Here is a 26,140-nt window from a genome sequence, read left to right on the forward strand (position 1 = left end):
AGCTGCGAGAACAAGGACCGATCCGATGTGGGTGGTGGGCCGTGATCCCCAAGGTGTACCTGCCCGATTCACGCACGATGCTCACGCTGGAGGTGCGGCGCCGCGAGTTCCTCACGCCGGGCTTCGCGCGCGTGACCCTCGGCGGCCCTGCCCTGCGGGACCTGGTCGTCACAGGAGGCGACCAAGCGGTTCGTCTGTTCTTCCCCCGCGAGGGACAGACCGGGTTGCGGATGCCGACCGTCTCGAACGAGGCATGGATCGCCCAGCTGTTGCTGTTGCCGAAGTCGGTGCGCCCGTGGGTCCGCAACCTGACGATCCGGCGCGCGCGGCCCGCGGACGACGAGATCGACATCGAGTTCGCCCTGCACGGTGACGCGCCCATGTCGTCCTGGGTGCGCGGGGCCGAGCCGGGCGATCCGGCCGGGATCTTCGACATCGGCACCACGTACCGGCTGCCGGACCACGCGGAGGGGCAGCTGCTCGTCGGCGACGAGAGCGCGCTGCCCGCCGTCCTGTCGATCCTCGACGCGACACCGCCCGGCTTGCCCACCGAGGTGTACGTGGAGGTGGCGACGGCGGCGGACATCCGCGCCGTCGAGGCGCCCGCCGGCGTCCGCGTCCACTGGTCGAGCCGTGACGACGCAGGTCTGCGGCCCGGCGCCCTGGCGCTGGAGGCGCTGCGCGGCGCCACGCTGCCGTCCGGCCGCTTCTACACGTGGGTCGCGGGTGAGTCCCGGCTGGCCACGTCGGTGCGGCGGCACCTGGTCGAGGACCGCGGCGTGCCCAAGCGTGACATCTCGTTCATCGGCTACTGGCGCCTGGGCCGGTCCACTCCCGGCTGAGAGGAATCCCCGTGCAGCAAACAGACAGGTGGAGCACCCCGCGTCGGCTGACGACGGTGGAGGAGGTGGAGACGACCGTGGGCCGCCCGGCGGCAGCGGTCGTGCTCAAGCAGATCAGCGCCCTCGACGAGGGCTGCCGGGCCGTCCTGGCCCGGTGTCCGGTCGCGGCCTTCGGCTACCGGGATGCCGACGGCACCAGCAGGACGACCTTCATCGGCGGCACCCCGGGGTTCGCACGCGTCCATTCGCCCACACGCATGTCCTTCTCCGTACCGGAGCCCGCCGCCCCGCACGGTCCGGTCTCGTGCTTCTTCCTCCTGCCCGGTGTCGGGGAACTCCTGCGCGTCAACGGCTCGGTGACCGCGCGGAAGGGTGCGGAGACGACCGTCGACATCGAGGAGGCGTACGTCCACTGCGCCCAGGCCGTGCTCCGGTCCCGCCTGTGGCAGCCACCGGAACCGGCCGGACCGGTCGCCGAGGTCACGGGTGACGGGCCCCTGGGCCGGCCCGGAATCGCCGATTTCCTGGCCGCGGCGCCGTTCCTCGCGCTGTCGACGTGGGACTCGTCCGCCGGGAGCGACACGAGTCCGCGCGGGGACCGGCAGGCGGTGGCGCGGATCCTGGACAGCCGGACACTCGTCGTCCCGGACCGTAAGGGCAACAGGCGGGCCGACACGCTCCACAACGTGTTGCAGGACGAGCGGCTCTCGTTCGCCGCGCTCGTACCGGGGCGCAACCGTGTGCTGCACGTCCGCGGCCGCGGCACGATCACCGACGACCCCGCGCTCCTGGAGACGATGGCGCTGCGCGGGATGCCCCCGCACCTGGCGCTGCTCATCGAGGTCGAGGACGCCGAGGTGACGGACAACGACGCCGTGGCGCGCTCGCGCCTGTGGACCCCCGGCGCCCACGTCGGCCGTGGCACGGTGCCGGACCTGATGGCGCTGGCGGGTGAGCATCTCGCCGCCGGTGCGGCCGAGGCGGACGGCGGTCCGACCGCGTTCCTGATGAAGGCCGTCGGGGTGATCCCGGGGATGAGCCGGTTGGTGCGGCTGGTGGTGGACCGTGTCTACCGCTCCGGGCTGCGGAAGGAGGGCTACGACGAGGTCGGGTCCGTCGCGAGCAGCCGGCGCCGCGGCTTCCCGGGGCGGCGCCCTGCCGCCGCCGGCGCGACGGACAACTCCCTGCGGGAGGTGCGCGTCCACGAGGTGCGCAGGGAGACACCGAGCGCGGTCACGCTCGTGCTGGAGGACGCCGGCGGGAGTCCCGGACCGTTCGACTTCCGGCCCGGCCAGTTCTTCACGCTTGTCGCCGACATCGACGGCCGCGCGGTACGACGCGCCTACTCCGCATCGTCGGCGCCGGGGTCGCCCCGGCTGGAGGTCACGGTCAAGCACGTCGAGGGGGGCCGGTTCTCCGGCCACGTGCACCGGGGTCTCCGCCCCGGGGACGGCCTCGCGGTGCGCGGTCCGTCGGGATCCTTCCACACCGGGCAACGCCCCCCGGACGAGCTCGTACTCATCGCGGCGGGCAGTGGCGTGACGCCGATGATGAGCATGATCCGCACGCAGCTCGCCGTCCGGACGGGCCGTGGCCGGATCGCGCTGCTGTACAGCAGCCGGAGCCCCGACGAGATCATCTTCGGCGACGAACTGTCCCGGCTGGCGAGGGAGAACCCCGATCGGCTGTCCGTCACCCACGTCCTGACCCGCCGGGACGGGCGGATCGGCGCGGACGGCGTGCGCCGTTGGATCGCCGGCCTGGGCCAGGCCGGGGACGCCCACTTCTACGTCTGCGGCCCCGAGGCGCTGATGGATGCCGTCCAGGGTGTCCTGACCGGGCTCGGAGTCACGGACGAGAGGGTGCACAAGGAGCGTTACACCGGCGGAGCGGCCACCGGGACCGTGGCGGAGGTGCCGCACGAGATGACCGTCGAGGAGAACGGGCACCCCATGGGCACGGTGGTGGTCGAGCCCGGCCGAACGCTGCTCGACGCCGGCCTTGCCGCGGGGCTGCCGATGCCGCACTCCTGCACGGTCGGGAACTGCGGCGAGTGCGTGGTACGGCTGCGCGAAGGTGAGGTCACGCAGGGTGAGCCGAACTGCCTCACGCCCCGGCAGAGAGCCGAGGGTTATGTACTGACGTGTGTGAGCTGCCCCCGGTCGAAGGTCACTCTCGATATCGCGGACCCGTGATCGCCGACCGGGTGTGCGGGCCGCACGAGGTGCGGCCCGCACACCCGGCCCACCCCCTCACCGGCACCATCGAAACTTTCGCCCTACCTCAGAGACATGACGAGGACTTGACGCGTACGTACGCCACGCGTCGCAAGTCGCTGGCCGTCTACGCAGGTAGAGTCCTCAACGTTCCTCACATGAGCGGTAGTTCGCTCGGAAATATTTCGGAAATGCGGCGTTGACGCGTCTTCACGTTGCGCGCATACTCTCCCTCGCTCCCCTTGTTCCACAGCTCGCACTCCCGTCGGCGGGAAACGTCCCCCGAGGCGTCCGACGACGGCTGCACAGCACCTCGAACGGTCCGATCCCCCTGCCCGGGCGCCCGGTTCGACGCGCCCGGCAACCGGAAGAAGAGGCTGGAATACGTGATGGCCCAGATTCCCCCCGACGGCGTCCCCGCCCGCCCGCAGCCGCCGGCCCGCGTCAGACGCGCCCTGTCGCTCGTCACCGCGGGTGTCCTCGCCGCAGCCGGTGTCGTCGCGCTCGCCGGCAGCGCCGAGGCCACCGGTGCGCTCGGCGACGCCGCGGCCGCAAAGGGCCGCTACTTCGGCACCGCGGTGGCGGCCAACCACCTCGGCGAAGCGGCGTACGCGTCCACGCTGGACGCCCAGTTCGACTCGGTCACGCCCGAGAACGAGATGAAGTGGGACGCTGTCGAGAGCACCCGCAACGCGTTCAACTTCTCCGCCGCCGACCAGATCGTCAGCCACGCCCAGGCGAAGGGCATGAAGGTCCGGGGCCACACGCTCGTGTGGCACTCGCAGCTTCCCGGCTGGGTGAGCGGACTGAGCGCCACCGACCTCCGCTCGGCCATGAACAACCACATCACCCAGGTGATGACCCACTACAAGGGCAAGATCCACTCGTGGGACGTGGTGAACGAGGCCTATCAGGACGGCAGCAGCGGGGCCCGGCGCAGCTCGCCGTTCCAGGACAAGCTCGGCAACGGCTTCATCGAGGAGGCGTTCCGTACCGCTCGTACGGTCGATGCCGACGCCAAGCTCTGTTACAACGACTACAACACCGACGGCCAGAACGCGAAGAGCAACGCGGTCTACGCCATGGTGAAGGACTTCAAGGCGCGCGGAGTCCCGATCGACTGCGTGGGCTTCCAGTCACACTTCAACAGCAACTCACCGGTCCCCTCCGACTTCCAGGCCAATCTGCAGCGCTTCGCCGATCTCGGTGTCGACGTACAGATCACCGAGCTGGACATCGAGGGGTCCGGGGCGGCGCAGGCCGCGAACTACACCAAGGTGGTCAACGCCTGCCTGGCCGTCACGCGCTGCACGGGCATCACGGTCTGGGGCGTCACGGACAAGTACTCGTGGCGCAGCAGCGGCACCCCCCTGCTCTTCGACGGCGACTACAACAAGAAGCCGGCCTACGACGCGGTGCTCGCCGCGCTCGGCGGTTCGGGAGGAGGCGGTGACGACGGCGGCGGCGGGAGCACCGGTGCCTGCACCGCGACGTACGCGCAGACCTCGACGTGGAACGGCGGGTACAACGGGCAGGTGACCGTCAAGGCGGGCAGCGCGGGCATCACCAACTGGACGGTTCCGGTGACCATTCCGTCGGCCCAGACGGTCTCCACCGTCTGGAACGGCACGCCCACCACCGCGGGCAACGTGATGACGGTCAAGCCCACCTGGAACGGGACGCTCGCGGCCGGTGCCTCGACGAGCTTCGGATTCACCGTCACGACGAACGGCAACACCGCGGCGCCCGTCGTCGGTAGCTGCACCGTCTCCTGAGCAGCCCGGAACCGCATTCCGGCTTCCGGCTTCCGGCTTCCGGCTTCCGGCTTCCGGCTTCCGGCTTCCGGCGGGAGAGGACGGGGCGAGGCCCGCACCCCCTCCGTCCTGGCCCGGCCGGACGGGGCGGGTGCGTGACGGGTCCGAACCCGTCCGCCCCGCCCCCTGAGCGCTCCGTTCCGCCCCCGCCGCTCGCCCGGCCGGGCGGGGCGGAGCGTTTCCGTGTCGGCTCAGCCGGTGGCGCGGCCACCGGCCCCCGTCGCCGCCAGCGCCGGAGGGGCGGCGGCCGCGGGCGTCCCGGATCCGGCCGGCACCGGTGCGGGTGCCGTCGACTCGCGCACGACCAGCCGGGGTCTGATGAGCAGGGAGCGCCCGGCGACGGGCGCCGAGTCGATCCGGGCCCGCAGCTGCTGGAAGGTCTCCGCGGCCATCTCGGGGAGCGGCTGACGGACCGTGGTGAGGGGTGGTTCGAAGAGGTCGGCGAGGAGGATGTCGTCGAAGCCGACCACCGACACGTCCCTTCCCGCACCGCGTCCGGCGTCCCTGGCGCCCCGGCAGATGCCGATCGCGCACATGTCGTTGATCGCGACGAAGCCCGTGGGCGGGTCGGGCCGGGACAGGAGCTCCCGCGCCGCGTTCCGGCCCAGCTCCGCCGCGTCCTTGTCCCCGAACTCGGTGGTGTCCGCGCCGGGCCAGACGATGGCTTCGGCCGGGTCGAGCCCGGCCGCCTCCAGGGCGGACCGGAAGCCGCGCAGCCGCTCGCGCCGGTTCACACTGTTGACGGAGCCGGAGACGAAGGCGAGCCTGCGGTGGCCCAGCTCGATCAAGTGGCGGGTGGCGAGCTCCGCCCCCATCGCGTTGTCCACACTGATGCTGGCCAGTGACGACGGGTCACCCGCCTGCGCGGTCCGGTCGAAGGCCACCATCTTGAGCCCTCTGCTGAGCAGCGGCGCCATGTGGTCGAGCGAGGGCAGCGAGGAGCAGAGGACCACACCGCTGACCCCGTCGGCGAGAAGTTCCTCGCCGTACTTGAGCTCACGGGCGGGATCGCGCTCGCTGTTGCAGAGCAGTACGTGGTAGCCCTCGGCCAGCGCGATGGCCTCCAGCTCCCGTGCGAGCGCTCCCCAGAAGGGGTTGGCCACGGACGGCACGATCAGGCCGATGACCTTGATCCGCCCGGTGCGCAGCATGCGGGCCGCCCGGTTCGGCCGGTAGTTGAGCTGCTCGATCGTCTGCTCCACGCGAGCCAGGGTGGCCGCCTGCATACGGTCGGTACGCCCGTTGAGGACGTTGGAGACCGTGCTCGCGGAGACCCCTGCGGCCTCCGCGACCTGATGGATCGTTACCCCGCTCATGCCACCTCCGGTTCGGAACGCACTGCTGGGATCAGTGTACCGATTTACTGAACTCGCTCTACCGGTACACCCGTTAACTTCCCTGAAAATTCTTGTGCACCAGCTGTTGACGTCGCTCTTGTGCCGTTCCTAGTCTCAGTGCATCGATTTACCAGCACTTCCCAGCCATGTCCGGGACGTCATCGCTGGATCGATCCACTGACTGATCCACTGACTCCACCTCCAGAGGGGTGTCCCATGGAACTCAACAGACGGTCCGTGCTCGCCGCGATCGGCGCGGGCACAGCCGCGGCCGCTCTCGCCGGCTGCGGCGGCGGCGCGTCGTCCGCCGGCTCCGCCGACGGCCCCGCCGAGGGCGAGATCACGCTGCTCACCCCGATCTACGAGGGTGCGAACGGCAAGACGCTGCTGGAGCAGAAGATCCTCGGCGGGTTCCGGAAGAAGTATCCGGACGTCAAGGTGAACGTGGACTACACCACGTATGCGCAGCTCAACGAGAAGATCACCACCGGCCTCGCCGGCGGGCTGCTGCCCGACGTGCTCATGATGGGCGTCGGCTGGATCCCTCCGTTCGCCGCGAAGAAGGCGATCGCGGAGCTTCCGGAGGAGCTCGCCACCGCACACGACTACGAGAAGCGCGTGCTGGAGCCGTCGCGCTACGACGGCAAGCTCTACGCACTGCCCGTCGTCCTCGACACCCGCATCGTCGTGTACCGCAAGGACCACTTCGCGGAGGCCGGGATCAAGAAGACCCCGGCCAACTGGGCGGAGCTGCGCGCCGTCGCGAAGCAGCTGACCAGGAACGGCCGCATCGGCTTCGACCCGTTCTCCATCGAACTGCGCCAGTGCTGGGAGACCTTCCTCTTCGCCAACGGCGGTCAGCTCTTCAGTTCCGACGGCAAGAAGGTGCTGTTCACCGACTCCCGCGGAGTCGAGGCCCTCCAGTTCTTCAAGGACCTGGTCAAGGACGGTTCGGCCGACTACGCCAGGAAGACGGACATCGGCACACCCTCCAACGTACAGACCGGCAAGGCGTCGATGATGATGACGTCCAGTGCCCTGTGGGTCCAGGCGAAGGACCAGAACCCCGACCTCGTCGAGGACGACAAGCTCGGCTCGTTCGTGCTCGCGAACCGCCGGCCGGCGATGCTCCAGGGCGGCACGCTCGTCACGCAGGCCGCCCGCTCCAAGCACCCGGCGGCGGCCCGCGCGCTCGTCGAGTACCTGGCCACCCCCGAATCGATCCTCGGGGCCGCCGAGCAGCGCGGGTCGGTGCCGGGTCTGCGCGACCTCGACGACACGGGATACGTCAAGGAGAACCAGTTCGTCGATCTCTCCCTCCAGAACCTCCAGCACGCGTTCTCCGAGGGCGGTACCGCGGCCTGGATGGAGATCCGGGAAAAGATCAAGCCGACGCTCGAGCCCGCCATCGTCGGCGACCAGTCCGCGAAGGACGCCATCGCGGAGCTCGGCCGTCTCGCCGAGGCCGCCATCGGCCGGATGTGAGGACCCGTCACCATGGGAGCGACAACCGTAGTGAAGGCCAGGCCGGCCAGGCCGCCTTCCCCTCCTGAGGCCCCGGCGGCCCGGCGGACGGGGCGGGTCCGCAGCGGCCCGGGGAGCCGCCGGCGCCGGGCGGGCATGCTCATGGTGGCGCCCGCGCTGCTGCACGCCTCGCTGTGGATCGGCCTTCCGGTCATGGTCTCGGTGGCCCTGGCCTTCACGAAGTACGACGTGCTGACCGCGCCGGAGTTCGTGGGCCTGGCCAATTTCCGGGACATGCTGGACGACGCTGTCTTCCGCAAGTCCATCGTCAACACCCTCCTGTACACCTTCTTCACCGTGCCGTTCGGAATGGCGCTGGGCCTGCTGGTGGCCCTCGCCCTGCACACGGGGCTCAAGGCGCGCGGCGTCTTCCGCACCGCCGTGTTCCTGCCCCAGGTCACCGCCACCGTCGCGATCGCGCTGGTCTGGCTGTGGATCTACAACCCGGGCAACGGTCTGCTCAACACGCTGCTGTCGTTCCTCGGCATCGACGGCCCGGCCTGGCTGTCGTCGACGACCTGGGCCCTGCCGTCGGTGATCCTGGTCGGCATCTGGCAGGGCATCGGCATGAAGATGCTCATCTATCTGGCCGCCCTGCAGTCCCTGCCGAAGGAGTTGTACGAGGCGGCGTCGGTCGACGGGGCCTCCCGGGTGCGGCAGTTCTTCTCGATCACGCTGCCCCTGCTGAAGCCGGCGACGTTCTTCGTGCTCATCACCTCGATGATCAGTGCGTTCCAGTCCTTCGACCAGATCTACATCCTGACCGACGGCGGCCCCGCCAACAGCACCACGATGATGACGTACGAGATCTACAAGTCCGCCTTCCGGGAGTTCCGCGTCGGGTACGCCAGCGCGCAGTCACTGGTGCTCTTCGTGCTGCTGATGGGCTTCACCCTGGTCAACAAGCGGATCATGGGAGGCAGTCGTGGCCACAACTGAGCTGCGGAAACCGGTTCCCGCGCCGAGGAAGCCCGTGCGGAAGCCGGCCGGGTCCCGGCCCGTCCCGGTCGGCCGGATCGCCCTCTACGCGACCCTGTCCGTCGTCTCCCTCCTGATGGTGGTGCCGTTCGCCTGGATGGTGATCACCTCGCTCAAGTCCCCGGTGGAGATCGCGTCGCAGGACGCCGGACTGCTCCCGGAGCACTGGGAGTTCGGCAACTACGTCGACGCGCTCAAGGCGGCGCCGTTCGCCACGTACGCCCGCAACAGCTTCGTCATCGCCGCGAGCCACACCGTGCTCAACGTGCTCGTGGCGTCGATGGCGGGGTACGCGCTGGCGCGCATCAGGTTCCGCGGCAGCGAGACGATCTTCTACCTCTTCGTCGCGGCCCTGATGATCCCCACCTACACCAAGGTGCTGCCGGAGTTCCTGATCGTCCGCTTCATGCCGTTGGCCGGCGGCAACGACATCCTCGGCCAGGGCGGGAGCGGCTGGCTGGACACCTGGTGGGCCCTCATCGTCCCGGGCGCGGTCACCCCGTTCGCCGTCTTCCTCTTCCGGCAGTTCTACCTGGACCTTCCGGTGGAGCTGGAGGAGGCGGCCCGGCTCGACGGCCTCGGCGAGTTCCGGATCTACGCCCGGATCATGTCGCCGCAGGTCAAGCCCGCGTTCATCACCGTGGCGCTGCTGACCTTCGAGTCGTCGTGGAACAACTTCCTGTGGCCTCTGCTGGTGACCCACACGGACAGCCTCCGGGTGATCCAGGTGGGGCTCTCCGTCTTCAAGACGGAGAACGGCACCCAGTGGCACTTCCTGATGGCGGGCACCACGCTCGCCACCCTGCCCATGGTCGTCCTCTTCCTCATCGGCCAGCGCTACTTCGTGCAGGGCTTCGCAACCGCCGGTCTCAAGTGACCGGTTCCGGCCCCCTGAGGGCCGGTCACCGAAAGGGCTTCACCCATGTCTGCTGATCTCCACGGTTCCCGCGCCCTGGTCACGGGGGCGGGCCACGGCATCGGCCGTGCCATCGCCGTCGCCCTGGCCGAGGCCGGCGCCGACGTCGCCGTCCACTACCACTCCTCCGCCGACGAGGCGGCCAGGACCGTCTCCGCGATCGAGGCGGTGGGCCGCCGGGCGAAGGCGTTCAAGGCCGACGCGACCGTGTCCGCCGAGGTGGACCGGCTGGTCGAGGAGGCCACCGGCTTCCTCGGCGGCCTGGACGTCCTCGTCTGCAACGCGGGTCACCTCATCGGCCGCGAGAGGATCGCGGAGATGTCGGACGACCACTTCGACCTGGTCCTCTCCACCAACCTGACGTCGGCGTTCCGGACGGTGCGGGCGGCCCTGCCGCATCTGACGCAGTCGTCCGCGGGGCGCATCATCACGATGTCCTCGCTGGCCGCGCACAACGGTGGCGGCCCCGGCTCGGTCGCCTATGCGGCCGCCAAGGCGGGCGTCCGGGGCTTCACCAAGGGGCTCGCCAAGGAGCTGGCCGGCACGGGCATCACCGTCAACACCGTCGCGCCCGGCTTCATCAAGGGCACGGCGTTCCACGACACGTTCACCGCGCTGCCCGCCCAGGAGGCGATGGAGGCGGGCATCCCGGTCGGCCGGGCCGGCACTCCGGAGGACGTCGCCCACGCCGTCGTCCACCTCGCCTCGCCCGCCTCGGGGTTCCTCACCGCCACCACGGTGGACATCGACGGTGGCGTATGGCCGCGTTGAGGCGGATCCCCCGGGAGCGGGGCGGCTGGTGGCATGCGTACGTCTGCCCGGCGCACGGTGTGGAGCTCGATCACGGTGACCTCCTCCGCGGGGTCTTCCCGGACGGCGGTGCCCGGTGCGGGCACGGCTGCCGGGTGGACACCCCCGCGGTGCGCGGCGCATGGGTGGTGCTGTCGCACCAGGCGTGGGCCCGGCATCTGCGGGTGCTGGCCCACCGGGGCGAGCGCGCGGAGGCCGTGGCCGGGCTCACCGAGTACGCCGGTGTGTACGCGTCCCTCGCCACGGAGCGGCACGGCGAGGCGCAGGGCTGGATGCTGCGCGGCCGCCTCTTCCACCAGGCGCTCACCGACGCGATCTGGGCGGTGAACATCGGGCACGCCGTGATCACCCTCGCCGAGGACGGCACGGAGGACCTGGCGCCCGCACTGCCGCTGTTGGAGGAGCTGGAGCGGGCGGCCCTGGAGGCACGGGGCGTCCTGACCGGCCGGGGCGACCTGGCGTCCAACTACACCGCGTGGCTCAACGCGGCCGGCTCCTCCGCGAGCCGTGCCGTCGCGGCGGCCCGCGGCCTGGAGTGGGACGGCGCGAAGCAGTGGCTGGAGGGCGAGCACGGTCTGTACGCCCATCTGCGGGTGGCGGTCGCCGACGACGGCTGGGAGTGGGAGGGCAGCACGTACTACCACGGCTTCGTGCTGCGGGCGGCCCTGCTGGCGCTGCGTTCCACCGATCCGGCGTCGGTCCCGCCGGACGTGGCCGGCGTACTGGCCGGGATGACGGACGTGCTGGCGACGACAGCGACCCCGGGCGGCCTGCTGCCCGCGCTGCACGACGGCCCGTACCTCCGGCGTCCGCTCGCCCTGGAGTGGCTCGAACTGGTGGCCCTCGCACAGCAGCTGGTCCCGTCGGACGGGCTGCGCGCGGTGGCGGACCGGGCCCGGGAGGAGTTGGGCGCGCACGACGACGGGCTCGACCGTGAGCTGGGCGGCTGGTTCGCGGGGCCGCCGCTCCCCCGGCGCCCGGCGCCGGACGCGGTCACCGTCTTCCGGGCCACGGGGTACGGGGTACTGCGTGCCGCGGGCATCCACGCCCTGCTGGACTTCGGCCCGCACGGCGGTTCGCACGGACACCGCGACAAACTGTCGCTCTATCTGTACGGCGACACGACTCCGTGGCAGCCGGATCCCGGTCAGGTGCCGTACGCCCACGCCGAGTTCCGGGATCTGTACGCGTCCACCGAGGTGCATCCGGCGTTCCGCGTCGACGGCGCGGAGCAGGCGGAGTGCGCCGGCGCGCTCCTGGCAGCGGACGACCGCTCGCTGACCGCCGAGGTCACCACCGCGTACGAGGGAGTGCGCGCGGTGCGCAGGGTCGTGGCGGGCGACTGCTACCTGGTGGACCTGCTGAGCGTGACGGGCGGGGAGGCGCGGCGCGTCACCGGCCAGCTGCGGCCGGGGACGGCTCTGGACGTCCAGTCGCAGGCCACCGGTCCTGTGCGCACCACCTGGTACGGCGACGAGACCCTGCACGGCTGGCACACGTACACCCCGGGGGTGGAGGTCCGCCCGTTCTCACGGCCGGGTCCCGGCCCCGCGGACGATCCTCAGCGCACGCGCACCTGGGTCGACTTCACGGCCGAGGCGGAGCGGATCACCTTCGCCTCGGTGTACCAGGCCGCCTCCGCGGGACCCGCGGTGACCGGCGTGCGGTTCGACGGCGAGGAGCTGACGGTGGAGCTGGCGGACGGTTCGGCCGCGCGATTCGGGACGGGGAACTGACCGTGCTGCTCTCCGCCACCCCGCCTCCGGGGCCGCGCCCCGCACAGGAACTCCGGCTCCGGGAGGAGGCCGTCCGCCATCGCGGCCTCACCCCTCCCCGCACCCATCCCCTGGCCAGCATCACCTGGCTCGGCCCGGCGGCCTCCAACCCGGCGCTGGCGTACCGGGTCACGGGCGACCGCGCGCATCTGGACGAGAGCCGGCGGTGGATCGAGGCCGCGGTCCGGCTGCCGCACTGGGGCCGGGCCCACATGCCGGACCACGATCTCGACGCGGGCTGGCTGCTGCACCACCTCTCTCTCGCCTACCGCTGGATCGGTGACGAGCTCCCGGACGAGGTGCGGGCGCTCCTGCGGTACAAGCTGCTGCTGCAGGGCCGCCTGATGTACGAGTTCGCGGTGGCGAGCGAGGGCAGCTGGTGGTCGTCGTCGTACTGGCAGAACCACAACTGGATCTGTCACGCGGGTCTGGCGACGGCCGGTTACGTCCTCGGGAAGGAGGAGTGGACCGAGCGTGCCAAGGACAATCTCGGCACGGTCCTGGACCTGATGCCGCCGGACGGTTCGCACGCCGAGGGAGTCGTCTACTGGCGCTACGGGGTCCCGTTCCTGGCAGCCCATCTCGACCTGCTCCAGGAGGCCGAGGGCATCGACTGGTGGGGGCGCGGCGGTTTCATGTCCTCGACCTTCCGCTACCGGCTCCATCAGACGGCCCCCGGCTTCGCGTTCAACGTCGACCACGGCGACTGCCACGACCGGCGCAGCGGCCACAGCGCGGGCCTGTACTACCGGCTCGCGTCGCAGTACGGGATCGCGGAGGCCCAGTGGATGGGCGATCTCGCGTCGGGTGACCTGCTCCGGCAGGAGGCCGCGGAGAGCGGGGTCCGGCCGGGGATCCTGCCGGAGGCCTCTCTGGAGTACCTCTGGTACGACCCTTCGGTGGGGGCGGCCCGCCCGACGGAGACCCACGCGTTCTTCCCCGATCTGGGGCTGCTCGCGGCACGTACGAGCTGGGACGACGACGCCACGCTGGTGTCGTTCAAGGCGAGTCCGGGCGGCGGCCGCACGGCGTGGGACACGTCCGCGAAGCACCGGGCCGAGCTGGGGTGGGAGACCCTGAACCAGGGGCACCACCATCCGGACTCCGGGTCGTTCGTGCTGGTCTCGCAGGGCGAGTTCCTCGCCGTCGACGAGGGGTACAGCAACCGCAAGCGGGCGGCGCACCACAATCTCCTGCTGGTCGACGGACAGGGGTACGCGGACGAGGACCGCTACCACGTCTACGAGGGCATCCCGTACGAGCGGCAGGCCCGGCAGCGCGACGTACTGGCCGACGCGGAGGGGGGCTGGGCGCACGCCACCGCGGAGATCGCCGCGATGTACGACCCGGGCCTCGGCCTGCGCCGTCTGGACCGGACCCTGGTCCTCACACCGTCCGGTCGGCTCGTCCTGCTCGACCTGGCCGAGGCGGACACCGGGCGTGAGTGGACCTTCCTCCTGCAGACCGACGGGCCGACGGAGCCCGGGCGCGACGGCGACCGGCTCGTCAGGTCGGGAGCGGCCACCGCCCTCCTCCGGCGGTTCGCCCCGGCCGGCGCCTCCGTCGGCTGCGCGATCACGGAGGTCGAGGCGAACCCGACGTCCAGCACGCCGGAACTGCGTCTCACCCGCACCCTGCACACCCTGCGCGCGACGACTCCGCGTACGCGCGAGGCGCTCTTCCTCACCGCACTCACCCCCGGCGGGGCCGGGGGCGGTGAGCAGGTCATGTGCGCGGAGGGGCACGGGGTCGCCTTCGCGGAGAGCGGGGAGACGGTCCTCCTGGCCCCGGTCGGCCGGCGCGTCCGGACGGACACGGTCGACGCCGAGGCCGCCGCCGTGCTGCTCCGCTCCGGCGGGACGCCGTACGTGGTGGGGTGCACGCGCCTGGAGCTGGACGGACGCGTGCTCCTCGACCTGACCGAGCCGTACACGGGAAAGGTCGGCTGACCCCATGCAGGCAATCCTCCCCTCCGGCACGGCACTCGCGCGCCGCCTGGAGTTCCTCGCCTTCCCGGCAGCGGCGGGGGCCGCGTGCTCGGTGCTCTCCCTGGGGGCCGTGACCTGGCTGCCCGCGCTGGCGGCGATGGGTCACGCACTCCAGCTGTGGCGCGCCGAAGGGGACAGCCGCGTCTTCGCGAACACCTTCGCCGCGTTCCCCCGGTACTGGAGGGCGCTGTGGCGGCACGGGCTGCTCTCCACCGCGGCGGCGGTCGTCCTCACCGCGAACATCGCTTATCTGCTGGGCCGTTCCGAGTCCTGGACCTTCGTCGTGCTGGCCGCGCAGGCGGGCATCGCGGCCGCCCTCGTCATCCATCACGTCGCCCTCGCCGCCGAGGCCGGCCGTGCCCCGGAGGGCTCGGTCCGCTCATGGTCGGCCGGCGCTCTCGTCCTCGGCTTCGGGTCTGCGGCCCGGGGCAGTGCGCTGCTCGGCGCTGTGGTCTCCGCCGTGCTGCTCTCCCTCGTCGTTCCGCTGGGTCCGCTGCTGCTGGGCCCCAGCGTCCCCGTACTGCTCGCCCTCTTCTTCGCCGATCCCAGGAGGCACACCCCATGAACCGTTTACCGCGTACGGCCGCCGTCGCCGCGCTCGGCGCCGCCATCCCGCTCCTCCTCGCCCCGCCGTCCCCGGCCGCCGAGGCCGCCACCGCGTACTACGTCTCGCCGTCGGGGAGCGACACCGCTTCCGGTACGTCGGCGGGGGCTCCGCTCGCCACGATCCAGAAGGCCCTGGACCTGGCACCCACCGGCTCGGTGGTGAACCTCGCGGCGGGTACGTACCGGCAGGACGTGGTCACCACACGCCCGGGGGTCACGATCACGGGTCCGTCCGGCGCGGTGGTGAAGGGCGCCGGTGACAGCCGGATCATCCAGGTGCGGCACGACTCGACGACGCTGAGCGGCTTCACCGTCGACGGGCTGCACGGCTCCGCCGACGAGGTGACGGGCTACCGCCTCAAGCTCGTCTACGTCATGAGCGCGACGCCCGGGAACGGGGTGGGCGCCCTGCGGATCACCGGGATGACCCTGAGGAACGCCGCGGACGAGTGCCTGCGGCTGCGCTATCTGGTCACCGGCGCGGAGGTGGACGACAACACCATCACCGACTGCGGGGTCGCCGACTTCAGGTTCGGCGGGGGCGGCAAGAACGGCGAGGGGATCTACCTCGGCACGGCGCCCGAGCAGCAGGGCGCGAACGGCGCCCCTGACGCGGCGGCCGACGTCAGCAGGAACAACCGGATCCACCACAACACCCTCGTCACGCGGGGCAACGAGTGCGTGGACGTGAAGGAGAACTCCACGAACAACTACGTCGAGTACAACGACTGCGGCGGCCAGAAGGACCCCAGCTCCGCCGGGCTCGACGCACGCGGCAGCGGCAACGTCTTCCGCTACAACACCGTGCACGACAACGTGGGCGCGGGTGTCCGCCTCGGCGGTGACACGGCGACCGACGGAACCGGCACGAGCGTGTACGGCAACACGGTCACCGGCAACGCGGGCGGCGGGATCAAGTTCATGCGGACGCCCCAGGGCCCGGTGTGCGCCAACACCATGAGCGGCAACACCGGGGGCGACGCGGTGGGCACCTACGCGAGCGCGTACGACCCGACGGGTGCGTGCCCGCGGTGACCGGCCGGGGGCCCGCGAGACGCGGGGTGCTGACGGTCGCGGCCGCGGGAGCCGCGGTGGCGGCGGCTGCGCCTGCCGCCCGGGCGGCAGGCGCAGGGGGATCCGGGGGACCCGGGCGCCCGGGCTCATGGACGACGTCCTGGGCCACGGCCCAGACCGCGCCGACCGCCACGGACACCGTGGCCTCGGCCGGGCTGACGGACGGGGTGTGCACCGCGACCGTTCGCCTCTCGGCCGGCGGACGGGTGCGACTGCGGTACGGACACGCCTTCGGGACCGTACCGGTCCTGATCGGTCCGGTGACCGCGGGCGGGCGGCCCGTGACGTTCGACGGGAGAAGGCAGGCGTGGCTGGCCGCCGGCGCCTCGCTGACCAGCGATCCCGTCGACGGTCTGCGCGCCCCGGAGGGTTCGGCCCTGACGGTGGAGACCCGGCTGCCCGGTCCCACGGGGCCACTGTCCTTCCACCGCAACACGCATGCCTCGCACAGCGTCGACGGAGCGCGCACCACCTCGGTGTTCCTGCTGACCGGCGTCGAGGTGGACGGCGCCCACGGACCTGTGCTCGCCGTGCTCGGCGACTCGATCACCGAGGGCGTCGGCACGCCCGACGACGCCGATCTGCGCTGGCCGGACCAACTGGCGCGGCGCCTTCCCGGATCGGCCGTCGCCAACCTCGGTGTCAGCGGCAACCGGCTGCTCCTGGACGACGCCCGGTTCGGGCCCGGCGGCCAGGCACGGTTCGACCGCGACGTGCTTCCGCTGCCCGGACTCCGCACCGTGCTGGTCCAGCTCGGTGTCAACGACCTCCAGCAGCCGCCCTCCCAGACGGACGCGTCGCTCGTCGTGGCCGGCTACCGCCAGCTGGTGCTGCGGGCACGGAACGCCGGGCTGCGGATCGTCGGCTCGACCATCACCCCGTTCGAGGGCTGGACCCGCTGGACCCCGGAGCTCGACGAGGTCCGGCAGCGGATCAACCGTGCCGTGCGCACCGGCCGGCTGTTCGACGCGGTCGCCGATCTCGACGCCGCGCTGCGCGACCCCGCACGCCCGTCCCGCATGCGGCCCGCCTTCGACAGCGGAGACGGCCTGCACCCCGATTCCTCCGGTCACGCCGCGCTCGCCGGGGCCGTCGACCGCCGACACCTGCTGTGAGGACCCGAACCATGCACCCAGCCACCGGCGCCAACCGCCGCACCGTCCTGGCCGGAGCGGCGGCGCTCGGCGCGGCCGTCACCCTGCCCCTCACCCTCACCTCCGGTGCCGCGTACGCCGCCGCCGCGGGAGAGGCCGCCGCGCTGCGGACCCGCTGGCACACCCTGCTGACCGGCGGGCCCGGCCTCGATCTCGCCGACGAGCGGATCGCGGCGGCCGTCGCCCGGACCGGCCGGGCCGCGACCACGGCGGCCGAGGACCTGGACCCGTCCCGTACGGACGGGCTGTTCGCCGATCTGACGAGCACCACGCTCTCCAACCATGTCACCACGTCGTTCAAGCGCCTCGCCACGATCGCGACGGCGTGGGCCGTGCCCGGCACTCCTCAGCACGGTGACCCCGCCCTGCGCGACCTGCTCCTGGCGGGCGTCGACTGGATGCTGACGAACCGTTACGGGTCCGGGCACACCAGGTTCGACAACGACTGGGACTGGGAGATCGGCTCCGCGCTCGCGCTCAACGACACCGCCGTCCTGCTCCACGACGTACTCGGTGCGGAGCGGCTGGAACGGGTCACCGCGGCCGTGCGGCACTACACCCCCGACCCGAACCTGTGGCGGGCGGACCGGCAGATCGCCACCGGCGCCAACCGGGTCTGGGTCTCCACGGTGGTCGCCGTCAACGCGGTGCTCCGGGACGACGGGGACGCCCTGGCCCGGGTCCGTGACGCTCTTTCGGACGTCGAGGGTTCCGGGGCCAACAGCGTCCTGGCGTTCAACGACCGTACGGACGGCACGGAGGGCACGGGCGAGGGCTTCTACGCGGACGGCTCGTTCCTGCAGCACTACAAGCACCCGTACAACGGCGGCTACGGCAAGGAGCTGCTCAACAGCCTCTCCCGGTTGCTGAACCTGCTCGCCGGCACCGACTGGACGGTCACCGACCCCGCGCTCGACAACGTACGCGGCTGGGTCCTGGACGGTTTCGACCCGCTGCTGGCGCGCGGTGACGTCATGGCGTCGGTGTGCGGACGCGAGATCGCGCGGCCCAGCAAGCAGGGCCATGCCTCGGCGCAGACCGTCATCGAGGCCGTGCTGCGGCTGATCCCCGGCTTCCCCGGCGAGACGGGCGACACCTTCACGGCACTGGTCAAGCAGTGGATCGCCGAGGACACCTACCGGGACTTCCTCGAGGTCACCGACCCGGCGACCCTCGTCGCCGCCCTGCGGATCATCGAATCGTCCGTCCCCGCGCGCGGCCCGCTGGTCGTCCACAAGCAGTACCCGCGGATGGACAAGGCGGCACACCACCGGCCGTCCTTCGCGCTGGGCGTCTCCGCGTACTCGAGCCGGATCTACACCTACGAGTCGATCCAGAACGAGAACCTGCACGGCTGGCACCTCTCCGACGGCATGGTGCTCCTGTACACCGACGACCTCGGCCACTACAGCGAGGACTACTGGCCCACCGTCGACCCGACCCGGCTGCCGGGCACCACGGTCGTCGCCGGCCGCCCGGCGGACGCGGCCGGCCAGCGCACGACGAGCACCGCCGACTGGGCGGGCGGCACCGCGCTGCCCGGCACGACGCTCGGCGCGTACGGCATGGAGCTGCGGGCGTACGGATCCACACTGCGCGGCCTCAAGAGCTGGTTCTGCCTGGACGACGTGATCGCGTGTGTCGGCTCCGGGATCGGCGCGGAGTCGGGGACGGTGGAGACCGTCGTCGAGAACCGCAAGCTGCGCGATCCGGCCGCCGCGCTCCTCGTCGACGGCCGCCCGGCCCCCGCCGGCACGGACTGGTCGGCGGCGCTCGGCGGGGTCCGGTGGCTGCACCTGGAAGGGACCGGGGGCTATGTCTTCCCCGAGCCCACCGCGCTGCGGGGCCTGCGTGAGGAGCGCACGGCGACCTGGCGGGAGATCAACCTCAAGTACGGCACGGACACCGCCGTCACCCGCCCGTACCTGACGCTGTGGCAGGACCACGGGACGGCTCCCACCGACGCCGGTTACTTCTGGCTCCAGGCCCCGGCCGCCTCGGCGGCGCGCACCCGGCAGTGGTCGGCGGCGCCCCCGGTGGAGCTGGTGTCCCGCTCGACCGCGGTGCACGCCGTACGCCGTCCCGCGGACGGGCTGCTGGCCGCGAACTTCTGGACGGCCGGCACGGCGCAGGAGCTGACCTGCGACGGCCCCGCGTCCGTCCTGCTGCGCCAGGACGGCAGGACGCTCACGGTGGCCCTCTCCGACCCGACGCAGCTGCGGTCCTCGGTGGTGCTCGACCTGGCACGGCCGGGTCTCACGGTCGCCGCCGCGGACCCCGGCATCCGCGCCACGTCGACGGGCCGGGGACTGCGGATCACCGCCGACACGGCCGGTCTGCACGGCGCGACCCTCGACCTCACCCTGAAGAGGAGCTAGACCCTTGCTGTTCGACATGCCCCTGGAGCGGCTGCGCGCGTACCGGCCGGAACCCGAGGAGCCCGCCGACTTCGACGCGTTCTGGGAGAAGACCCTCACGGAGGCGTCCCGCCACGGCCTGGACGCCTCGTTCGTCCCGTACGACGCCGGGTTCGCGACCGTGGACGTGTACGACGTGACGTTCACCGGCTGGGGCGGCCAGCCGGTGAAGGCCTGGCTGATGCTCCCCCGCCTCCGCTCGGGCCCCCTGCCCGCCGTGGTGCAGTACATCGGCTACAACGGCGGCCGCGGCATCCCGTACTCCTGGCTGACGTGGAGCGCGCTCGGCTACGCCCACCTGGTCATGGACAACCGGGGGCAGGGCGGTGGCGGCAAGAACACCGCGGACACCCCGGACCTGGGGCCTGACGGCCACGGCTCCTCCTCCCCCGGCTTCCTCACCCGCGGGATCGAGGACCCGTACCGGCACTACTACCGGCGCCTCATCACGGACGCCGTGCGCGCGGTCGACGCGGTGAGGGCCCACGAGGCCGTGGACCCCTCGCGGGTCGCGGTCCTCGGCGGCAGCCAGGGCGGCGGGCTGGCGCTCGCCGTCGCCGGGCTGCGCGACGACGTGGCGGCGGCGGTCGCCGATGTACCGTTCCTCTGCCACTTCCGGCGCGCCTCGCAGATCACGGACTCGGGCCCGTACGCGGAGGTCGCCCGCTGGCTGTCCGGCCACCGCTTCCGTGTCGAGGAGGCGATGGAGACCCTCTCCTACTTCGACGGGATCAACTTCGCGGCGCGGGCGACGGCCCCCGCGTGGTTCTCCGTGGGGCTGATGGACCGGATCTGCCCGTCGTCGACCGTGTTCGCGGCGTACCACGCCTACGCGGGGCCCGCCGAGCTGGAGGTGTTCACGTACAACGGCCACGAGGGCGGCGCGGAGTACGACCTGCCGCGCAAGCTGGCGGCGCTGCGCGGGGTGTTCGGCCGCTGAGGCCGCCGAGGGGTGCTGAGGCCGCTGTGGGGCCGTGGTCACCGGCCCAGCGCCGCCATGGCGGCGTTGTGGCCGGGCACCCCGCTGACCCCTCCGCCGCGCACGGCGCCCGCCCCGCACAGCAGCACGTTGGCGTGGGCGGTCTCCACACCCCACCGGCCCGTCTCCCCGGTGGCGTACGGGAAGGAGAGGTCCCGGTGGAAGATGTGGCCGCCGGGCAGCCTCAGGTCCCGCTCCAGGTCGAGGGGGGTCTTCGCCTCGATGCAGGGCCGCCCTTCGGCGTCGGGCGCCAGGCAGTCGGCGATCGGCTCGTCGAGATGGGCATCGAGTTCGGCCAGCGTGGCTTCGAGCAGGCGGGCGCGCGTCGTCCCGTTGTCCGCCGTGAAGAGCCGGGCGGGGGTGTGCAGTCCGAAGAGCGTGAGGGTCTGGTAGCCGCGGGCCGCGAGGTCCGGGCCGAGGATCGACGGGTCGGTCAGGGAGTGGCAGTAGATCTCGGAGGGCGGGGCGGCGGGCAGGTGTCCGGCGGCCGCCTCGCGGTAGGCGGTGGCCAGTTGGTCGTACCCCTCGGCGATGTGGAACGTGCCGGCGAAAGCCCGGTGCGGGTCCACGGTGCGGTCACGCAGCTTCGGCAGCCGCGTGAGCAGCATGTTCACCTTGAGCTGGGCGCCTTCGGCCGGGGCCGGCGGCTCCTCGCCGAGGAGCGCGGACAGGGCCTGGGGCGACGCGTTGACCAGGACCTGGGCCGCGCCGACGACGTGTTCGCCGTCGGGTGAGCGGACGGTGACCTCGGCGCGGGTTCCGTCGGTCTCGATACGGGTCGCCTCGTGCAGGACACGGATCTCGGCCCCCGCCGAGCGGGCCGCCACGGCCAGGGCGTCGGTGAGCGCGCCCATACCGCCGACCGGGACGTCCCAGTCCCCCGTGGAATTGCCGATCACGTGGTAGAGGAAGCAGCGGTTCTGGACGAGGGACGGGTCGTGGGCGTCGGCGAAGGTCCCGATCAGCGCGTCGGTGAGCACGACGCCGCGGACGAGGTCGTCGGCGAAGGTCCGCTCGACGGCGACGCCGACCGGCTCCTCGAACAGCATGCGCCAGGCATCCGCGTCGTCCACCCGTGCCCGCAGGTCGCCTCGGGCCGGCAGGGGTTCGGTGAGGGTCGGGAACACCCGCTCGGCGACCCGGGCCGTCATCCCGTAGAAGCGCTGCCACGCGTCGTACTCCCGGTCGTCGCCGGTCAGCGCGGCGAAGGAGTCCCGGGTGCCGTCCCCGCCGACGAGCAGGCCGGTGGGGCGGCCGCCGCGCACCGTCGGGGTGTACGAGGAGACGGTGCGCTTCCGTACGGCGAAGTCGAGGCCGAGCTCACGGACGATCTTCCGCGGGAGGAGCGAGACGAGGTAGGAGTAGCGGGAGAGCCGGGCGTCGATCCCGTCGAAGGGGCGGGTCGAGACGGCCGCTCCCCCGGTGGTGCCCAGGCGTTCCAGGACGAGCACGGACCGGCCGGCGCGGGCGAGGTAGGCGGCGGCGACCAGGCCGTTGTGGCCACCGCCGACGATCACGGTGTCGTAGGCGGCGTGTGCGGGGGCGCCGGGTGAGGCCGTCTCGTCTGCGGGCATGTCCCTTCCTAGCACGGGGTGATCGCCGGTGGACAGGGGTGCCCGTTCACGGCGGACGGGGTCGGGGCACCGGAAACCGGTGGGCCGCCGGGCGATCTCTGTGGCAGGGTGCTGGCCGGACCACGCCCTCCCGCCCCGCCCCAGGAGTCACCCATGGGTACACCCGCACGCCTGACCCCGCTTCTCGAACAGTTCGACTGGGCGCGCGAACGCCTCACCAACCGGCTGGCGGGGCCGTTCGTGGACAGCGGCAACGGCACCGACGTGGAGGCTCCGGCGCTGACCGACGAGGAGTACCTGTGGGAGCCGGTCCCGGCGTGCTGGTCGGTGCGTCGGCACAGCGCGGGACCCGGGCCGGGCGCGGCCGCCCTGACGGGCGCGGGCGAGTGGGGACGTGACACGGCGCCGTTCCCGCACCCCTCGCCGCCGCCCTTCACCACCCTCGCGTGGCGGCTCAGCCATCTCGGCGAGCTGCTGACCCTGCGTGCCGACCACACGGCGGGCGGCCACAACCTGACCAGGGAGGACTACCGCGTGGCGGGGACCGCGGCAGGGGCACTCGCGGACTTCGACGCCTCGGCGGCCGCGTGGCGTGCGGCTCTGGCGGGCGCGGACGACGCGGCGCTCGACACCGTCGGGTACTGCACCTACCCGTACGGCAGCGACCCCGAGGACCTCTTCCTGGACATCGTGTGGTGGGTCAACCAGGAACTGCTGCACCACGGGGCGGAGATCGCGCTGCTGCGCGACCTCTACCGCGTACGGGGTCAGCTGGGCTGAGAGCTGACGGTCAGTGCGGCGGCGTCCCCCGCTGACTCCGGGGCGCGGCGACGCGCCGGTGGAGGTCCACCGCCTCCGTGCCACGGCCGAGCTGTTCCAGGCAGTGCGCCTCGTCGTTGCGGCTCGCGAGGGTGTCGGCGTGGTCGGCGCCCAGCACGCGTTCCCGGATCTCGGCGACCGTCCGGTAGTGGACGAGCGCGTCGGCCCAGCGGCCGAGCCAGCCCAGCCCGACGGCCACCTCGCGCCGGCTGACGAGCGTGTCCGGGTGGTCGGGCCCCAGGGTGCGTTCACGGATCGCGCAGACCTCCAGCGACTCGGCCAGAGCCTCCTCCCAGCGCGCCATGCGTCCGAGGTTGACGCCGAGGCCGTGCCGGGCGCGCAGCGTCTCGGGGTCGGCGGGGCCGCTGACGCGGGTGCGGTCCTCGGCCAGCACGCGGTAGAGCTCCAGGGCCTCGGCGCCGCGGCCCAGTCTGCCGAGGCTGATACCCACCTCGTAGCGCGCGGACAGGGTGTCGGGGTGGTCGGCGCCGAGCGCGGTGGCGCGCGCCTGGGCCACCTCGCGGTAGGTCTGCAGGGCCTCGGTCCAGCGGTCCAGCCGGCCGAGCGCGTAGGCCACTTCGTACAGCGTGACGAGGGTGTCCGGGTGCGTCGCGCCGAGCAGCCGGCCGCGGCTGTCCGCCACCTCGCGGGCCATGCGGTAGGAGTCCTCGATGCGGCCCAGTCTGCTGAGGTTGAAGGCGAGGTTGTGGCGGCAGCGCAGGGTGTCGGGATGTTCCGGGCCCACGGAGCGCTCACACGAGGCGAGCACCGCGGTGTAGACCTGGTGGGCCTCGAAGTGGCGGCCGAGCCGGCCGAGGACGTACGCCGTCTCCTGGCGGGCCGCGAGGGTGTCCGGGTGGTCGGGGCCCAGGGTGCGCTCGCGGCCGTCGGCCACCAGGCCGAACTCCCGCAGCGCGTCCGCCGGGTGACCGGTGCGGCTGAGGCTGAGTCCGGCCTCGTACCTGCTGGCGAGGGTGTCCGGGTGATCGGGGCCGAGCGCGCGCTCCCGCTCCGCGGCGACCGCGCGGTGGACGCCGCCCGCCTCCTCCCAGTGGCCCAGGCGGCCCAGGTCGAGCCCGGCGCTGTGCCGGCCGGCCAGGGTGGCGGGCAGCCCGGGGGCCGGGGTGGGGCGGCCCGTCCTCGCGTGCGGGACGCCGCCGTCGAGAGCCATGCCGGCCCCCGTCGTCCACGCCCCGGTCAGCGCGGCCGCCTGGTCGATGGCCGCCGTCCCGGGGGACGCCGCACCCGTCGCCTTGTGACCGGTGGTCATGTCGCGGGTCCAGGAGGGCAGTCGGGGCGCCGTGCCACCGGGGTGCCGGACCGGGACGGGCGAGGCCGGGCGGACCCTCCCCGCCACCGGCTGCTCACCGGTGCGCCCCAGCGTGATGCGCCGGCGCAGGTCACCGGCGTCGGCCGGCCGCTCCCCCGGCGTCTTGGCCAGCAGGTCCAGGACGACGTCGTCGAAGAACCCGGGGAGCTCGGCGCGGTGCGAACGCGGCGGCTCGGGAACGGTGTCGCGGTGACCGACGAGCACGGCCCAGGCGTCGTCCATGTCGAACGGCGGGACGCCCGTGGCGATCTCGTACAGCACACAGCCGAGGGAGTAGAGATCGCTGCGGTGGTCGACCTCCCCGCCGCTGATCTGCTCCGGCGACATGTAGTGCGGGGTGCCCATGGCGATACCCGTACCGGTGAGGCGCGAGGTGAAGCCGATGTCGCGGCCCAGTCGGGCGATGCCGAAGTCGCAGATCTTCACCGCTCCGTCGTCGAGGCGCATGATGTTCGCGGGCTTGAGGTCACGGTGCACGATGCCCTGCCGGTGCGTGTACCCGAGGGCGTCGGCCACCTGCTCCGCGATGTCGACGACGTCGTCCACCGGCAGTGGGTGCTGCTTGTTGTCCTCCAGGAGCTGGCTGAGATTGCGGCCTTCCAGGAGTTCCATGACGAGGTAGAGGACACCGTCCGACTCGCCGAAGTCGTGGACGACGGTGACGCCGCGGTGCTGGAGCGCCGCGGCCACCCGGGCCTCGCGGCGGAAGCGCTCGCGCAGGATGCGGGTGAAGTTCTCGTCGTGCTGCGGTCCCATCGGCTTCAGGCACTTGACGGCCACCTGCCGGCCCAGCGATTCGTCGCGCGCACGCCACACCTCGCCCATGCCGCCGCGCCCGATCAGATCGAGCAGCCGGTACCGGCTCTGGATCAGCCTGGTGTCCGCCATCGCCTGTTGCCGCCCCCGTCTGCCTCACTGCCCGCTACCGCTGTGCCCTCCCCGGCCCGTCCAGTATGGCTGCCTCTCCACGGAGTCCGTACGGGGCGGGTCGGCTGCCGGGGCCGAGCCGTGCCATCGCCCTGAGGACGTGCCGGGGCGGCAGGCGCCAGCGGAGGCGGGCGGGGACAAGGCGCAGGGCGGTTCCCGTGACACGCAGGCGGCGGTCGACCCCGGCCCGCGGCGGTGCGGGCCTGCCGTACAGCTCGTGGGCGTATGCGGGCAGGGAGTCGTAGGCGAGTGCGGCCACCCTCCGCCAGACCAGGGCACGCGCGGGCGCCAGCAGGGCGGGGACCGGCGGGTCGCGCAGGAAGTCGTCGACGTCGGACGCCTCCGGGCCGGCGGCGAGCTGGGGCCGGACCTGTGCGAAGTAGGCGGCGAGGGCCGCCGTCGTGGCGGGGACGTCCGCCGGGTCGAGGCCGACCAGGCGGGCGGACTCCCGCTGTTCGTCGATGTACCGGTCGGCCTGGGCCGCGGTCAGCCGGAAGCCGGAACGGAGCTGGACCTGGAGGTAGGAGTCGACCTCGGCGCAGTGCACCCAGAGCAGCAGGTCCGGCTCGTCGACGCCGTAGACCTCGCCGGTGTCCGGGTCGGTGGCCTTGAGGTGCCGGTGGATCCTGCGTACACGGGCGCCGTACTTCTCGGCGGACCGCGTGGTGCCGTAGGTGAGCGTGCCGACGAAGTCGGCGGTGCGCATCAGACGGCCCCAGGCGTCGTCACGGAAGTCGGAGTTCTGCATCACGCCGCGGACGGCGCGCGGGTGGAGGGCCTGGAGGTAGAGGGCGCGGACGCCGGCCACCCACATCATGGGGTCCCCGTGCATCTGCCAGGTGACGGAGCCGGGGCCGAAGAGTCCCGGGTCTGGATCGCGCATCGGCTCGTGCCTTCCGTTCGGCGGCGGAACCTGGACCTCGTGACCGGTCCTCGTGACGGGGCGCGGTCGTGACGCGTGGCACGGCGCTCTCCACGCAGTTCCATGGATACCGCAACCGCGCGCGTTCCGGGGAGGGCCCTGCCGCGCGGCCCACGTCCGGGGTGCCGCCCTGTCGCA

The 26,140-nt window shown here is 72.4% G+C and carries 19 protein-coding genes; 15 read left to right on the forward strand and 4 right to left on the reverse strand.

What is annotated here, in order from left to right:
• Positions 1-77: 77 nt before the first annotated feature.
• From OG488_RS02135 to OG488_RS02145, 3 genes are all read left to right on the forward strand, one after another.
• Positions 78-842, forward strand: coding sequence for a siderophore-interacting protein (locus OG488_RS02135; RefSeq protein ID WP_329238361.1), 765 nt, complete (start codon positions 78-80; stop codon positions 840-842).
• Positions 843-853: 11 nt separating this feature from the next.
• A complete protein-coding gene (locus OG488_RS02140) occupies positions 854-3,037 on the forward strand; it encodes a 2Fe-2S iron-sulfur cluster-binding protein (protein WP_329225333.1) in 2,184 nt (727 codons plus the stop codon).
• A gap of 410 nt (positions 3,038-3,447) precedes the next feature.
• Positions 3,448-4,833 (forward strand): endo-1,4-beta-xylanase, encoded by a 1,386-nt coding sequence (locus OG488_RS02145; RefSeq protein WP_329225334.1) that lies wholly within the window; start codon positions 3,448-3,450, stop codon positions 4,831-4,833.
• Positions 4,834-5,063: 230 nt separating this feature from the next.
• Here the strand turns inward: OG488_RS02145 and OG488_RS02150 are convergent, their stop codons facing one another.
• Positions 5,064-6,188: a LacI family DNA-binding transcriptional regulator gene (locus OG488_RS02150; RefSeq protein WP_329225336.1), complete on the reverse strand. Its 1,125-nt coding sequence runs from the start codon at positions 6,186-6,188 to the stop codon at positions 5,064-5,066.
• Between the two features lie 237 nt (positions 6,189-6,425).
• Between OG488_RS02150 and OG488_RS02155 the strand changes: the two genes are divergently transcribed.
• From OG488_RS02155 to OG488_RS02205, 11 genes are read left to right on the forward strand one after another with little or no spacing between them, the layout of a single operon-like run.
• Complete coding sequence (locus OG488_RS02155; protein WP_329225339.1) at positions 6,426-7,694, forward strand: ABC transporter substrate-binding protein; 1,269 nt, start codon at positions 6,426-6,428, stop codon at positions 7,692-7,694.
• Between the two features lie 12 nt (positions 7,695-7,706).
• Positions 7,707-8,672 (forward strand): carbohydrate ABC transporter permease, encoded by a 966-nt coding sequence (locus OG488_RS02160; RefSeq protein ID WP_329225341.1) that lies wholly within the window; start codon positions 7,707-7,709, stop codon positions 8,670-8,672.
• A complete protein-coding gene (locus OG488_RS02165; RefSeq protein ID WP_329225343.1) occupies positions 8,659-9,588 on the forward strand; it encodes a carbohydrate ABC transporter permease in 930 nt (309 codons plus the stop codon). The genes OG488_RS02160 and OG488_RS02165 overlap by 14 nt, the downstream gene beginning before the upstream one ends.
• Before the next feature lie 45 nt (positions 9,589-9,633).
• Positions 9,634-10,398, forward strand: a complete 765-nt coding sequence (locus tag OG488_RS02170; RefSeq protein WP_329225345.1) for an SDR family NAD(P)-dependent oxidoreductase — start codon at positions 9,634-9,636, stop codon at positions 10,396-10,398.
• Complete coding sequence (locus OG488_RS02175) at positions 10,386-12,173, forward strand: heparinase II/III domain-containing protein (RefSeq protein ID WP_329225347.1); 1,788 nt, start codon at positions 10,386-10,388, stop codon at positions 12,171-12,173. Before OG488_RS02170 ends, OG488_RS02175 begins: the two co-directional genes overlap by 13 nt.
• A 2-nt stretch (positions 12,174-12,175) precedes the next feature.
• Positions 12,176-14,161: a hypothetical protein gene (locus tag OG488_RS02180; protein WP_329225349.1), complete on the forward strand. Its 1,986-nt coding sequence runs from the start codon at positions 12,176-12,178 to the stop codon at positions 14,159-14,161.
• A 4-nt stretch (positions 14,162-14,165) separates the two neighbouring features.
• Positions 14,166-14,765: a hypothetical protein gene (locus OG488_RS02185; RefSeq protein ID WP_329225351.1), complete on the forward strand. Its 600-nt coding sequence runs from the start codon at positions 14,166-14,168 to the stop codon at positions 14,763-14,765.
• Positions 14,762-15,841 carry a right-handed parallel beta-helix repeat-containing protein gene (locus tag OG488_RS02190; protein WP_329225353.1) on the forward strand — a complete coding sequence of 360 codons (1,080 nt, stop codon included), beginning with the start codon at positions 14,762-14,764 and terminating at the stop codon, positions 15,839-15,841. Before OG488_RS02185 ends, OG488_RS02190 begins: the two co-directional genes overlap by 4 nt.
• Positions 15,829-16,995, forward strand: a complete 1,167-nt coding sequence (locus OG488_RS02195; protein ID WP_329225355.1) for an SGNH/GDSL hydrolase family protein — start codon at positions 15,829-15,831, stop codon at positions 16,993-16,995. Before OG488_RS02190 ends, OG488_RS02195 begins: the two co-directional genes overlap by 13 nt.
• Before the next feature lie 11 nt (positions 16,996-17,006).
• Positions 17,007-19,412, forward strand: coding sequence for a polysaccharide lyase 8 family protein (locus tag OG488_RS02200; protein ID WP_329225356.1), 2,406 nt, complete (start codon positions 17,007-17,009; stop codon positions 19,410-19,412).
• 4 nt (positions 19,413-19,416) lie between these two features.
• Positions 19,417-20,391, forward strand: a complete 975-nt coding sequence (locus tag OG488_RS02205) for an acetylxylan esterase (RefSeq protein WP_329225358.1) — start codon at positions 19,417-19,419, stop codon at positions 20,389-20,391.
• 38 nt (positions 20,392-20,429) lie between these two features.
• Here OG488_RS02205 and OG488_RS02210 read toward each other — a convergent pair whose 3' ends face one another.
• A complete protein-coding gene (locus OG488_RS02210; RefSeq protein ID WP_329225360.1) occupies positions 20,430-22,004 on the reverse strand; it encodes a phytoene desaturase family protein in 1,575 nt (524 codons plus the stop codon).
• A gap of 153 nt (positions 22,005-22,157) precedes the next feature.
• Between OG488_RS02210 and OG488_RS02215 the strand changes: the two genes are divergently transcribed.
• A complete protein-coding gene (locus tag OG488_RS02215; RefSeq protein ID WP_329225364.1) occupies positions 22,158-22,784 on the forward strand; it encodes a DinB family protein in 627 nt (208 codons plus the stop codon).
• 10 nt (positions 22,785-22,794) lie between these two features.
• On the opposite strand, the gene OG488_RS02220 is transcribed toward OG488_RS02215, so the two are convergent.
• Together OG488_RS02220 and OG488_RS02225 are read right to left on the reverse strand one after the other, a co-directional pair.
• Entirely contained in the window at positions 22,795-25,041 is a 2,247-nt protein-coding gene (locus OG488_RS02220; protein WP_329225366.1) for a serine/threonine-protein kinase, read from the reverse strand.
• Positions 25,042-25,075: 34 nt separating this feature from the next.
• Entirely contained in the window at positions 25,076-25,963 is an 888-nt protein-coding gene (locus OG488_RS02225) for an oxygenase MpaB family protein (protein WP_329225368.1), read from the reverse strand.
• Positions 25,964-26,140: the final 177 nt, after the last annotated feature.

The organism is Streptomyces sp. NBC_01460 (genome assembly GCF_036227405.1).
Lineage (GTDB): Bacteria > Actinomycetota > Actinomycetes > Streptomycetales > Streptomycetaceae > Streptomyces.